12 protein-coding genes are annotated in these 13,064 nt (G+C 60.4%); 2 read left to right on the top strand and 10 right to left on the bottom strand.

Annotation, left to right across the window (positions count from 1 at the left end):
- Positions 1–154: 154 nt before the first annotated feature.
- The 10 genes from ACE1BR_RS11440 to leuS all read right to left on the bottom strand — a co-directional run bounded on the left by ACE1BR_RS11440 (position 155) and on the right by leuS (position 11,090).
- Positions 155–1,132 (bottom strand): septal ring lytic transglycosylase RlpA family protein, encoded by a 978-nt coding sequence (locus ACE1BR_RS11440; protein ID WP_374870346.1) that lies wholly within the window; start codon positions 1,130–1,132, stop codon positions 155–157.
- Positions 1,074–2,072: a lytic murein transglycosylase B gene (gene mltB, locus ACE1BR_RS11435; RefSeq protein WP_374870344.1), complete on the bottom strand. Its 999-nt coding sequence runs from the start codon at positions 2,070–2,072 to the stop codon at positions 1,074–1,076. The genes ACE1BR_RS11440 and mltB overlap by 59 nt, the downstream gene beginning before the upstream one ends.
- The gene (gene rodA, locus ACE1BR_RS11430; protein ID WP_374870342.1) at positions 2,072–3,175 is read right to left on the bottom strand and encodes a rod shape-determining protein RodA; all 1,104 of its coding nucleotides are present in this window, start codon (positions 3,173–3,175) and stop codon (positions 2,072–2,074) included. The genes mltB and rodA overlap by 1 nt, the downstream gene beginning before the upstream one ends.
- A complete protein-coding gene (gene mrdA / locus ACE1BR_RS11425; protein WP_374870340.1) occupies positions 3,168–5,090 on the bottom strand; it encodes a penicillin-binding protein 2 in 1,923 nt (640 codons plus the stop codon). Before mrdA ends, rodA begins: the two co-directional genes overlap by 8 nt.
- 99 nt (positions 5,091–5,189) lie before the next feature.
- Complete coding sequence (rlmH, locus tag ACE1BR_RS11420) at positions 5,190–5,657, bottom strand: 23S rRNA (pseudouridine(1915)-N(3))-methyltransferase RlmH (protein ID WP_005335166.1); 468 nt, start codon at positions 5,655–5,657, stop codon at positions 5,190–5,192.
- 19 nt (positions 5,658–5,676) lie between these two features.
- Positions 5,677–6,018 (bottom strand): ribosome silencing factor, encoded by a 342-nt coding sequence (gene rsfS, locus ACE1BR_RS11415; protein ID WP_374870338.1) that lies wholly within the window; start codon positions 6,016–6,018, stop codon positions 5,677–5,679.
- A gap of 104 nt (positions 6,019–6,122) precedes the next feature.
- Positions 6,123–6,782, bottom strand: a complete 660-nt coding sequence (gene nadD, locus ACE1BR_RS11410; RefSeq protein WP_374870336.1) for a nicotinate-nucleotide adenylyltransferase — start codon at positions 6,780–6,782, stop codon at positions 6,123–6,125.
- Complete coding sequence (holA, locus tag ACE1BR_RS11405; protein WP_374870334.1) at positions 6,776–7,813, bottom strand: DNA polymerase III subunit delta; 1,038 nt, start codon at positions 7,811–7,813, stop codon at positions 6,776–6,778. Before holA ends, nadD begins: the two co-directional genes overlap by 7 nt.
- Positions 7,814–7,913: 100 nt before the next feature.
- The gene (gene lptE / locus ACE1BR_RS11400) at positions 7,914–8,396 is read right to left on the bottom strand and encodes an LPS assembly lipoprotein LptE (RefSeq protein WP_374870331.1); all 483 of its coding nucleotides are present in this window, start codon (positions 8,394–8,396) and stop codon (positions 7,914–7,916) included.
- A gap of 114 nt (positions 8,397–8,510) precedes the next feature.
- The gene (gene leuS / locus ACE1BR_RS11395; RefSeq protein ID WP_374870329.1) at positions 8,511–11,090 is read right to left on the bottom strand and encodes a leucine--tRNA ligase; all 2,580 of its coding nucleotides are present in this window, start codon (positions 11,088–11,090) and stop codon (positions 8,511–8,513) included.
- Between the two features lie 145 nt (positions 11,091–11,235).
- On the opposite strand from leuS, the gene ACE1BR_RS11390 reads away from it, so the two are divergent.
- Both ACE1BR_RS11390 and ACE1BR_RS11385 read left to right on the top strand, forming a co-directional pair.
- Positions 11,236–11,730, top strand: a complete 495-nt coding sequence (locus tag ACE1BR_RS11390; RefSeq protein ID WP_374870327.1) for a zinc ribbon-containing protein — start codon at positions 11,236–11,238, stop codon at positions 11,728–11,730.
- A 199-nt stretch (positions 11,731–11,929) separates the two neighbouring features.
- The gene (locus ACE1BR_RS11385) at positions 11,930–13,051 is read left to right on the top strand and encodes an AAA family ATPase (protein WP_374870325.1); all 1,122 of its coding nucleotides are present in this window, start codon (positions 11,930–11,932) and stop codon (positions 13,049–13,051) included.
- Positions 13,052–13,064 lie beyond the last annotated feature (13 nt).

Genomic DNA, 13,064 nt, shown 5'->3' with positions numbered 1-13,064 from the left:
TGCGGGCCTAACTATACCAGATGCGTCCGCAGGTCATAGCCTGACGTGGCGATCATGACTGGTTTTTTATCCATCACTCCCTGCCATCACGCCATAAAACGACGTGATAGCAGTAAGTAAGCGGTTAGTCACACGCGCGGCAAAGGGGTGGTGATCAGGGGACGATAAAGGCCTGTTCGAGCCCGCCCTGACGTACTTTTTCCAGTGTTGCGGCTTGCTGGTCGGCCGCAACAGGGCCAATCAGCACCCGGAACAGGGCGCCATGGCTATCGATCCGATAGGGGACGCCGTAACGCTGGGTCATCACCTTGCCCATCGCCTCGGCCCGCTCCCGGGAGCCGCTGGCCAGCACCTGGATCATCTTGCCATCACCGCCGCTGGCTGGTGCGGCCGCCTTGGCCGGAGCAGGTTTGGTGGCTGGCGCTTTGGCCGGCTTGGCGGCAGGGGCCTTGACGGGGGCTGCTTTGGCAGTCGGTGCGGCCATGGCTCGCTCGGTGGGTTGGCCGACGAAGCCGTCTTGAGCGACCGGCGCAGCGGCGGCTGGCGTAGTCGGGGTCATCTCGATGGGCTTCATCGGCTCCATGATCACCATCTGATCCGGGGTGTCATTGATCAGCTCCAACCGTACCCGTGCTGCGCCGCTATCGACCATCTCCAGCTGCTTGGCGGCCGCGTAGGAGAGATCGATCAGATTGGGGCTATTGAACGGGCCGCGGTCGTTGACCCGCACGATCGTCTCCAGCCCGTTGTCTAGATTGGTGACCCGGACATAGCTCGGGATGGGCAGGTTACGGTGGGCGGCGCTGAACAGCTTGCTGTCCAGCACATCGCCATTGGCGGTCTTCTGGCCATCCAGATCCGGCGACAGCCAGCTGGCTGTACCCTCTTCGCTGTAGTGCTTGATATCGCGCCACACCTCGTTCTTCTGCTTGCCAATCCAGTAGTCCCGGTTGCCGCTGGCACTCAGGGGCTCGGGACGCGGAATGGCGCCGGTGGCTTGCGGGATCTCGATAACGGGTGGCTTGCTGACCGGTGCCTGTGGTTCGACGGGGGCGGACTGTTCCGGCTGGCTGCTACAGGCGGCCAGCAACAAGCTCAGGCTGAGCGGGAGGAGTTTGTGACGAAGATGCATACGCTTCCTGAATGGCTTGGCTAAGTTGATACACCGCCATCGCGTAGAGTGGGCTGCGATTGTAGCGGGTGATCACATAAAAGTTATGCCGTGCGACCCAGTATTCCGGTCCATCGGCTTGATCAAATGCCAGTAACTTGACCGGCGTCTGCGGGGCCAGCGGCGTGGCGAGCTCAATCCCTGCCGCCGCCAGTTCTGACCACTGTTGTGTCAGCTCGGGCTCTCGCCTGAGCAGGGGATCGACGGCCATCAGCCCGATCTGGGCGGGTTCTACTACCGCTTCGTCCCAGTGCCACTGGTGGCTGGCAAAATAGTTGGCCACGCTGCCGATAGCATCGGCCGGATTGGCAAAGAGATCCCGTTTGCCATCGCCGTCAAAATCGACGGCGTAGTGGCGATAGCTGGAGGGCATGAACTGCCCCATTCCCATGGCACCGGCGTAGGAGCCCTTGAGGCGATCGAGGCTCCAACCCTCCTCTTTGGCCAGCAACACCAGCTGGGCAAACTCCTTGGCAAAGAAGTCGCTGCGCTCTGGGTAGTGGAAGCCCAGGGTGTAGAGGCTGTCCAGCACCGGATGACGGCCCATCTGGCGACCATAGAAGGTCTCGATGCCGATGATGGCCACGATAAGCGAGGCCGGAACCCGGTAGGTCTGCTCGGCCCGCGCCAGCGTGGCGGCATGTTGCTGCCAGAACTGGATGCCATCTCGGATGCGATCCGGGGTGACGAACAGCGGCCGGTAGCGGTGCCAGGGCTTGGCCTCCCACGGTTTGCTGATGGTGTCGAGCACCTCCTGCCGTAGCCGGGCGCTGGCCACTGCCGCCTGCAACTCCGCCAGCGGTACCTGTTGCTGCTCGGCGAGCCGGGCGAGCCCCGGAGGCTCGACGGCCGCTTGTGCCGCGATGGCAACGAGCGAGAGCAACAATCCGGCCAGACGCATCAGGCAAGCAGTCTTCTATGAGTCTGGATGGACATCAGTATGCCAAAGCCTGCCATCAGGGTCACCATGGAGGTGCCGCCATAACTCACCAGCGGCAGGGGAACCCCTACAACTGGCAGGATGCCGCTCACCATGCCCATGTTGACGAACACATAGACGAAGAAGGTGAGGGTAATGGCGCCACCGAGCAGCCGTTCAAAGCTGTTCTGGGCCTGCATCGAGATAAACAGGCAGCGGCTGATGACATAGAGATAGAGCACCAGCAGCAGTGCCACCCCCACCAGACCGAACTCCTCGCTGAATACCGCGAAGATAAAGTCGGTGTGGCGTTCCGGCAGGAACTCCAGTTGGGACTGGGTCCCTTGTAGCCACCCCTTGCCAAATACGCCGCCGGAGCCGATGGCAATCTTGGACTGGATGATGTGGTAACCGCGGCCGAGCGGGTCTTTCTCCGGGTCGAGCAGCATCAGCACCCGCTGGCGCTGATAGTCGTGCATCAGGAAGAACCAGAGCACCGGCATAAAGGCCAGCAACAGCAGTACCGCCAAGCCGATCAGCCACCAGCTGAGCCCCGCCAGAAAGATCACGAAGAAGCCGGAGGCAGCCACCAGAATGGAGGTGCCAAGGTCAGGCTGGGCGGCGATCAGCAGGGTGGGCAGCAGCACCATGATGAGCGCTATCACCACGTGGCTGAACTTGGGCGGCAGCGAGTGGCGACTGAGCCAGGCGGCCACCATGATCGGCATGGAGAGCTTCATCACCTCGGAGGGCTGGAACTTCATAAAGCCGAGATCGAGCCAGCGCTGGGCCCCCTTGCCGATGTGGCCAAACACGTCCACCGCAATCAGCATCAGTACCACCACGACAAACAGCGGCACCGACCAGCGGGCGTAGAGGGAGGGCGGCAGCTGGGCCAGGCCGATCATCAGGGCGAAGGCGAGGCCACCGCGTACCAGCTGGCGCACGATGGAGTCGATATCCTGACCGGAAGCGGAGTAGAGCACCACCATGGAGAGGGCGATGACGGCCAGCAACCCCAGCAGCAGGGGCAGGTCGATATGGAGCTTGTACCAGATGCTCTGCTGGCGGGCAGAATTACTCATTGGGAGCGACCTCACTCGGTTGGGACGGCTTTTCCGGTGCCGGTGGCAGTTGCGGATCAGGGGGCAGCAGATAGGCGTCCATCATCTGGCGTGCGATGGGGGATGCGGCACGGCCACCGCCACCGCCAATGGAGTTCTCCAGCACCAGGGCGACCACCGCCTTGGGGGCTTCGAAGGGGGCATAGGCAACGAATAGCGCGTTGTCGCGATGCTCCGCCTTGACGGTTTTGATGTTATAGACCTGGTTCTCCTTGAGGCTGACTACCTGTGCGGTACCCGACTTGCCGCCCGAGGAGTAGGGTGCCTTGGCAAACGACAGGCGACCGCTGCCTTCACTGCCATGGTTGACTCGCCACATCCCCTCCTGCGCCACCTTCCAGAAGCTGTCACTCTTGAGCTTGAGTGCTATGTTGGGGTTGACCGGGGCATCGACCACACCCGCCTGCGAGGCGGTGCTCTTGAGCAGGTGCGGGGTGACGTCGTGGCCGTTCTGGGTCAGGATGCTGATCGCCTTGGCCAGCTGGAGCGGGGTGGCGCTCCAGTAGCCTTGGCCGATGCCGATGGAGATGGTGTCACCCTGATACCAGGGTTGGCGCCAGCGGGCCATCTTCCAGTCGCGCGATGGCATGACGCCTTTGGTCTCTTCGTACAGATCGACGCCAGTGTACTGACCGAAGCCGAACTTGGTCATGTAGCTGTGGATCTTGTCGATGCCGACCCGATAGGCGAGATCGTAGAAATAGGTATCCGCCGACACCTCGATGGCGCGGTAGACGTCGAGCCAGCCATGACCCCAGCGGCGCCAGTCACGGAATTTCTTGGTGGTGCCGGGAATGGAGAAGCTGGGGCCGCCGAAGTAGCGGTAGTTGGGGGTGATGGCACCCTCGTTGAGCCCCATTACCGCCATCATGGGTTTGACAGTGGAGGCGGGGGCGTAGATCCCCTGAGTGGTGCGGTTCACCAGCGGCCGTGCCGGATCGTTGAGCAGCGCCGAGTAGTTGGTACCGGAAATACCGGTCACGAACAGGTTGGGGTCGTAGCTCGGGCTCGACTCCATGGCGATGATGGCCCCGGTTTTCGGGTTCATCATCACGATGGCACCTCGTTGACCCGCCAGCAGTTGCTGGGCCTTGAGCTGCATCCGGATGTCGATGTTGAGGTAAATATCCTGGCCCGGGATGGGGGGCTGGAATTTCAGGGTGCGCACTACCCGGCCACGGTTGTTGACCTCGACCTCCTGATAGCCCGCCACTCCGTGCAGTTGATCTTCGTAATACTTCTCCACCCCCTGCTTGCCGATATCCTTGGTGGCGGCATAGTTGGCGAGCTTCTCCTCTTTATCGAGGCGCTCCACATCACGAGTGTTGATCTTGGCCACATAGCCGAGAGCGTGGGTGAGGGTGTCACCAAACGGGTAGTAGCGCTTGAGGTAGGCCTCAATGCTGGCACCCGGATAGTTGTGCTGGTTGACCGAAAAAAGAGCAACCTGATACTCGGTCAGCTTCTCGTAGAGTGCGACCGGCTTGAAGCGGCGCTGGCGCTTCACTTCGGCCAGAAACTTCTCTTTGGTGCCTTCAGGCAGATTCAGCAGAGCGACCAGCTCGTCGGCGGTTTTTTCGAGATCGGTGGTCTCTTCCGGCACGATTTCCAGACTGTAGACCGGGCGGTTTTCTGCCAGCAGCACGCCGTTGGCGTCATAGATGAGGCCACGGGGCGGTGCGACCGGCACTACGCGAATGCGGTTGGAGTTGGAGCGAGTCTGATAGGTGTCGTAGGACTCGACCTGCAGATAGTAGAGATTGCCCAGCAGCACCAGCATCAGTACCACGATACCGATGTAGGCTACCAGGGTGCGCCGGAAGAACAGATTGCCCTCGGCACTGTGATCGCGCATTTCGATGCGTTGTTTCAGCATGCCTTTACCTCAAGACCATTGGGGGCAATAACAGCAGGAACGGCATTGTTCACTCTCTGTGATTCGCATGTATGTCGGGCAGGGTGAGCCACATCTGGCTCACTCCCTGTGATATGGATGATTGGTAGTAATGCTCCAGGCGCGATAGAGGCTCTCTGCCACCAGCACCCGCACCAGCGGATGGGGCAGGGTCAGTGGTGACAGGGACCAGCTCTGCTCGGCAGCGGCCTTGCACTCGGGTGACAAACCTTCCGGCCCGCCCACCAGCAGGGCCACATCGCGGCCATCGAGTTTCCACGCTTCCAGCTGGGTGGCCAGCTGCTCCGTGGTCCAGGGCTTGCCAGGAATATCGAGGGTGACGATGCGCGAGCGTCCCGCAGCCGCCAACATGGCTTCCCCTTCCTTCTGCAGGATGCGGGGAATATCGGCATTTTTGCCTCGTTTACCGGCGCCGATCTCGACGAGTTCAAATGGCATGTCTTTCGGGAAGCGGCGACGATACTCTTCGAAGCCATGCTCTACCCAGGCGGGCATCTTGGTGCCCACCGCAATCAACTGGATCTTCATGGTCGTTACACTTGTGCTCTTATTGCGTATTCACTTGAGCGGCACCGCTCCACAGCTTTTCCAGTTGGTAGAAGTCACGATGTTCATCCTGCATCACGTGCACGATCACCGAGCCCATATCTACCAGCACCCATTCACCGCTCAGTTGCCCTTCCACACTCAGCAGATCGAGCCCCGCATGGCGGGCCTCGCTGGCCAGGTGGTGGGCAATGGCGCTGACGTGACGACTGGAGTTGCCGGAACAGACGATCATGGTATCGGTAATGCTGGATTTGCCGCGTACATCGAGGGTGATGATATCGCGGCCTTTCATGTCATCGATCTTGTCGACGATAAAGGCATGCAGTTCTTGGCCTTGCAATGAGTCTCTCCTCTGTTCCGTCGCGCAGCTACTTGCGTCAGGGCGGCGGATTATATCATGGTCACTCCCGTTTCCCATCGGGCGGGGCGGGATTACGACAGGGACTAGCGGCGACTGGCTCGGTAGAGCCCCTGTTGATCAATATAGTGCGCAACCGACTCGGGCAAGAGGTAGCGGGTGTCTTGCCCCGCGTCCAGCAGCCCCCGCAGCCGGGTGGCAGACAGCTCGATGGGCTGGTTGTCCGCTAGCCAGATATGACCGGCCAGTCGTTGGTGCAGCGCGCTGACATCGCTGGTCTGATGGCGAGCCAGCAGCTGTGCCACCTCGGTTGGATAATCCGGGTGCCAGCCCGGTCGCACACTCACCACCAGATGGGCATAATCGAGCAGCTCTTGCCAGCGGTGCCAGCTCGGCAGGCTCTGTAGTGAATCCATGCCCATCAGAAAACAGAGCGGTGTGTCGGGCAGCTCATGGCGCAATTCGCTGAGGGTATCGATGGTCCAGGAGGGGGCATCCCGCTGCAACTCCCGTTCATCCACCACGAAGTGGCGGTTCTCCGCCGCCGCCAGTCTGACCATGGCGAGCCGCTGTTCGCTGGAGCAGAACGGATTGGCGCGATGGGGTGGAATATGGTTCGGGATCAGCCGCACCTCGGCCAGTCCAATGGCATCCCGCGCCTCGATGGCGGGGCGCAGGTGACCGATATGGATGGGATCGAACGTGCCCCCCAGCAGGCCAATAGGCGCCTTTAGCGGGTTCAGCATGGCGTGCTCTCCATCGCCAGCGGCAACGGCGTGCCGTCACGAAAGCCAAGGGCTATGGTCTGCAGCATCAGCCAGGCCTGCTCGGTATCGAAGCGGCGCTGGGCATCGTCCAGCTGGGCCATCAGTTGCCACAGTTGCTGCAACTTGGCGAAGGGAAGCCGGGTCAGCGCCTGCTGAATGAGCTGCTGGCGGCTTTGCCAGATGCGCAGACGGCTGAAGTGTTCCCCCAGCGGCTGGCCGTTGCGCATCGCCAGCGACAGTTCGGTCAGCTGTTCCAGCTCGCGGCAGAGGGTCCAGGCCAGCATCCCCGGCTCGGTGCCTTCGGCCCGCAGGGCGGCCAGAATACGCTGAGCCCGGTTCACCTTCCCTTCCAGCAGGGTATCGACCAGCTGAAACGGGGTGAAGTGGGCATGGCGGATGATGGTCTCCTGCAGATAGGTGACGCTGATGGGTTGGGGCGGCGAGAGCAGGGTCAGTTTCTCGATCTCCTGACTGGCGGCCAGCAGGTTGCCCTCATAGGAGTGGCACATGAAGTTGATGGCATCGGGCAGCGCCTTGAGGCCGAAACGCGTAAAACGGGCACTCATCCAGCGCGGGAAGAACTTGGGCTCCGGATGGTTGACCGGCACATAGGTGCCGATCTGGTAGAGCTTGTCGAACCAGGCTGCTTTCATCTGGGTCTGGTTGAGACGACCGCCGCTCAGTACCAGCAGCAAGTCGGGATGGAGCTGCTTGCCGATTTCGCTGATACGGACGGCCAGCTCCTTGTCCACCTTGGCGGGCAGTTCCAGTTCAATGATTTGGCGGGCGGAGAAGAGGCTCATCGCCTGACAGGCGTCGTAGACCTGATTCCAGTCCAGTCCCTGCTCCACCACGAAGGTGTGGCGTTCATCGAAACCCTGCTTGCGGGCGACCTGACGGATGGCGTCGATGGCCTCCAGTCGCAACAGGGGCTCGTCGCCAAAAACGAGATAGCAGGGCCGAAGCCCTGCTTTGAGGTGGTCACCAAATTGTTCAGGATAAATTCGCATCAGAAGCTTGCCTGACTGAAATGAAGGCGCACAAGAGTAGCTGCCTGCTTTGGCTGCTTGAACTGCGATTTGTCACCAAATAGCTCAGAGTCGATCCGCATCAGAAGCTGACCTGACTCAACTGCCGGATCACCTGGTTGGCCGCCTGCTCTTGCATCTCGCGGTTGAGCTGCTCCTGCTCACGAGAGGAGGCGAGCGCAGCATCCGGCTTGTTGAGGAAGCTACGGTTGAAGTTGATGGGGAAAACCTGAGTCGGCTTGCCCGGCACCGAGATGGTGAACTGGGTACCAAAGCCCAGCACATACTCGGTATCAACACCCTGGGCGTTGACCGAGGCGACCTGGCTGGTGATGCCTACGCCACCGAGCGCCAGTACCGGAATCCCCTCCTTGTCAGCCAGGGTGACCCCCGAGGCCTTGAGGCGGGTGGTGACCATCCGGTAGAAGTCGCTCTTGTTGTCGCCCACGACTCTCATGGTCATCAGCTCGCTCGGAATGCCTGAGCCGCGCATATGAAAGCCGCAGCCTTGCAGCAGCAGACCTGCCAGCACGATGGCCATCAAGCGGGTGAAGATGGTGCCCATAGAAGATCCTCTTTGCATTAAGGGAAGAGCGGCGGGCGCAGGGCCCGCCGTTATCATCCGTTTGCTGTCACAGATTGGCAATGATCAGTTGGTAACCAATCAGTTGGCAACCGATCAGTTAGCGACAATGTTGAGCAGCTTGCCTGGTACATAGATCACTTTGCGCACGGTCAGACCGTCGGTGAACTTCTGTACCGAGGCATCGGCCATCGCCAGCTTCTCGACATCAGCCTGGCTGATCTCGGCCGGTACGGTCAGCTTGCCGCGCATCTTGCCGTTGATCTGTACCACCACCAGTTTCTCGGTCTCGACCATGGCCGCTTCATCAGCCACCGGCCATGCTGCGTGGTCCACGTCGTCGCCCTTGCCCAGCATTTTCCACAGCTCGAAGCCGATGTGCGGGGTGATGGGGTAGAGCATGACTACCACGGCTTCCAGCGCTTCCTGCATCAGGGCGCGGTCTTGCTCGTCGCTGCCCAGTTTGGAGAGATTGTTCATCAGCTCCATGATGGCGGCGATAGCGGTGTTGAAGGTCTGACGGCGACCCACGTCATCGCTCACCTTGGCGATGGTTTTGTGCAGTTCACGGCGTACCGCTTTCTGCTCGTTGGTGAGAATCGCCACATCCAGCGTGGCAACGGCGCCACCTGAGACGTGCTCGAAGGTGGTGCGCCACAGGCGACGCAGGAAACGCTGAGCGCCCTCTACACCGGAGTCGGACCACTCCAGGGTCATCTCGGCCGGGGAGGCGAACATCATGAACAGACGGACGGTATCGGCGCCGTAACGCTCGACCATCAGCTGCGGGTCGATGCCGTTGTTCTTGGACTTGGACATCTTGGTCATGCCGGAGTGGATCACTTCGCGACCTTCATTGTCGATGGCCTTGGTGATGCGACCCTTCTCGTCACGCTCAACCTTGACGTCGGTCGGGCTGACCCAGACGTTGCCGCCCTTCTCGTCTTTGTAGTAGAAGGCGTCGGCCAGCACCATGCCCTGGCAGAGCAGGCGCTTGAACGGCTCGTCACTGTTGACCAGACCGGCGTCACGCAGCAGCTTGTGGAAGAAGCGGGCGTAGAGCAGGTGCATACAGGCGTGCTCGATGCCGCCGATGTACTGATCCACCGGCAGCCAGTGGTTGGCAGCAGCCGGATCCAGCATGCCCTTGTCGTAGTCCGGGGAGCAGTAACGGGCGTAGTACCAGGAGGACTCCATGAAGGTGTCGAAGGTATCGGTCTCGCGGAATGCTTCCTGACCGTTGTAAGTGGTCTTGGCCCACTCGGCATCAGCTTTGATCGGGCTCTGGATGCCATCCATTACCACGTCTTCCGGCAGCAGTACCGGCAGTTGATCTTCCGGAGTCGGCACCACGGTGCCGTCAGCCAGGGTCAGCATCGGGATGGGGGCACCCCAGTAGCGCTGACGGGAGACACCCCAGTCGCGCAGACGGAAGTTGACGGTGCGCTTGCCCTTGCCGAGCGCTTCCACCTTGTTGGCGATGGCATCAAAAGCGCCCTGGAAGTCGAGACCATCGAACTCGCCGGAGTTGCACAACACGCCTTTCTCGATATAGGCCGCGTCGACGACGTTCGGTACTTCACCTTCGATCGGCTTGATCACGGCTTTGATATCAAGGCCATATTTGGTGGCAAACTCATGGTCGCGCAGGTCGTGACCCGGTACGGCCATTACAGCGCCGGTGCCATAGTTCATCAGCACGAAGTTGGCGACCCAGACCGGTACCTTGCTGCCATTCAGCGGGTGAATGGCGTAGAGGCCGGTGGCCATGCCCTTCTTCTCCATGGTGGCCAGTTCCGCTTCGGCTACCTTGGTGTTCTTGCACTCCTCAAGAAATGCGGCAAGTTCCGGATTGTTTTCGGCGGCTTGCAGCGCCAGCGGGTGGCCAGCGGCGATGCCGACATAGGTGACGCCCATGAAGGTGTCCGGACGAGTGGTGTAGACCTCCAGATGATCTTCCTGACCGTCGATGGCAAAGCTGATGTTGACCCCTTCGGAGCGGCCAATCCAGTTGCGCTGCATGGTCTTGACCATCTCCGGCCAGCCTTCCAGATTGTCGATGTCATTCAACAGCTCTTCGGCGTAATCGGTGATCTTGATGAACCACTGGGGGATCTCTTTCTGCTCCACCGGGGTGTCACAGCGCCAGCAGCAGTTGTCGACAACCTGCTCGTTGGCCAGCACGGTCATGTCGTTCGGGCACCAGTTGACTGAGGAGGTCTTCTTGTAGACCAGACCCTTCTCGTAGAGCTTGGTGAAGAACCACTGCTCCCAACGATAATAATCGGGCTTGCAGGTGGCCAGCTCGCGATCCCAGTCATAACCCAGACCCAGCATTTTCAGCTGGTTCTTCATGTATTCGATGTTTTCGTAGGTCCACGGGGCTGGCGCCGTGTTGTTTTTGACCGCGGCGTTCTCCGCTGGCAGACCGAATGCGTCCCAACCGATGGGTTGCAGCACGTTCTTGCCATTGAGGCGTTGATAACGGGAGATCACATCACCTATGGTGTAGTTACGAACGTGCCCCATGTGTAGTCGACCAGACGGATAGGGGAACATGGAGAGGCAGTAGAACTTCTCTTTATCTACTTTCTCCACGGCCTTGAAGGTTTTCTTGGCATCCCAGTGCTTTTGCACTGCTGGTTCGATTGATTGGGGAACGTATTGCTCTTGCATTGGTGACATCCGGATCTGTGAAATGAATAGATAAATCAGCTGGGAAATCGCAATAGAATACCCATATCCTGCGGCGGCAACAACCGCCAGCGTCCCTTGGGCCTTAAGCCGGGCCAGATCAGGGTTTAGTAGAGGAGTTACAGCCATGGACAAACGTCAAAAAGGGTACGAAGCCTTCATTGCCGAGCTGCAAAAACAGTGGCAAGCGACTGAAGAGTTCCAGGGGGAGCGCCTCAACCGGATGATCGCCAAGGTGCAGGCCTATCTGGAGGCCGCCAGTGATCTGACTCAGGATGAGCTGGCCCTGATTGCCGAGTATGTGAAGCGGGATCTGGGCAACTACGACGAGGGACGCCATGATGATAACGAACAGATTGAAGAGTCGGCTTTTATGCTGGCGCTCAAAGATACCGCCTGGTCCTGGCTGGCGGATGTGACCGACCGCGCTCAGGTAGAGTGGCGCGAGCTGGCCGACGAGCTGGAGCACAAGGGCGTTTACGAGGCCGGCGACTGGGTGGGGCTGGGGGTTATGGTGTGCGACCAGTGCGGCTGGCGCCATACCGTGCTGCATCCCGAGCAGCTTGATAGCTGCCCCGAGTGCGGCTGCGCCGAGTATCACCGCGAACCGCTCTCACCTTGATCCCCGTCGTTTTAGCAGGGCAGTTTGCAAGAGGCACCTCAGGGTGCCTCTTTTCATATGAACTTTAAATTAAAGGGGCTCACATGGGTTTTTTTGATGTGACTGAGGGGGCTGCTTTCCAGTGCGGATCGCAGTAGCCTTGTGGCCCGGCGGGGTTGGCTCGCCTTCAGGTGTATATCAGGTGCAAGGAGTCATCCCCATGTTGAGCGAGATCTGGATCCGGGGCTATCGGTCGGTGCGCAAGCTATCCATGCCCCTTGGCAGGATCAATCTGGTGCAGGGAGCAAACGGCTGCGGCAAGAGCAACCTCTACAATGCCATCCATCTGTTGGCGAGTGCCGCCAGCGGAGAGCTGGCGCGAGCCATCTGCGCCGAAGGGGGCATCAACCAGACTATGTGGGCAGGAGGCCTGCGTCCCGGCGATCGGGCCGATGCGCCCAAGCGCATTATCCTCGGCATGCAGGCTGAGCTGTTCGGTTATGAGCTGCAGATAGGTTTGCCTCCACCGCCGGTCAGCCCCTATTTCGCTTTTGATCCCGAGATCAAGCAGGAGGAGGCGTGGCTGGGTGAGCGCCGCTCCTCCGCCAACCGGCTGCTGATGCGGCGTAATCATGCGGTCAAGGTGCTTGGCATCGACGGCGACAAGGTGGACTATGCCCCCGGCATGCTGCCCCATGAGTCGGTGTTCGGCCATCTGGCCGAGCCGGAGCGCTATCCCGAGCTCGCCAGATTGCGCCACCAGCTTAACCAGTGGCGATTTTATCACCACTTCGATATTGCTCCCGGCTCGCCCTTGCGCAGCCCACAGTCGGCGATCCGCACTCCGGTGCTGAGTCATGACGGGCGGGATCTGGCTGCTGCCTTTGCCACCATCATCGAGATTGGCGATGCCCGATTGCTGCACGATATTCTCGCCCGAGCCTTCCCCGATGCCAGCTTCCATGTGGGGAACAGCGAAGCTGGTCTCGAGATGATGATGACGCGTGAGGGATTGCGTCGTCCGTTGCGGGCTCGCGAGTTATCCGATGGTACCTTGCGCCTGCTCTGCCTGACGGTGGCCCTGCTCAGCCCGCGCCCGGCGCCGCTGGTGGTGCTGAACGAGCCGGAGAGCAGCCTGCATCCCGATATGCTGCCCGCACTGGGCCAGCTGATTGGTGAAGCGTCACGTCACTCCCAGCTCTGGGTGACCACCCATAGTCCGGTGCTGGCACAGGCTATCGAAGCTCATGCGCCGTGTCGCCACATCCCTTTGCAGATGATCAATGGTGAGACCTGCCTGCATGATCCGGCTCGTCGCGAGTGGCGATTTGACGAGGATTAAAGGGTCAGGGATT

The sequence above is a fragment of the Aeromonas sp. MdU4 genome, assembly GCF_041929505.1.
Taxonomy (GTDB): domain Bacteria; phylum Pseudomonadota; class Gammaproteobacteria; order Enterobacterales; family Aeromonadaceae; genus Aeromonas.
This window is presented reverse-complemented; position numbering and strand designations above follow the sequence as displayed.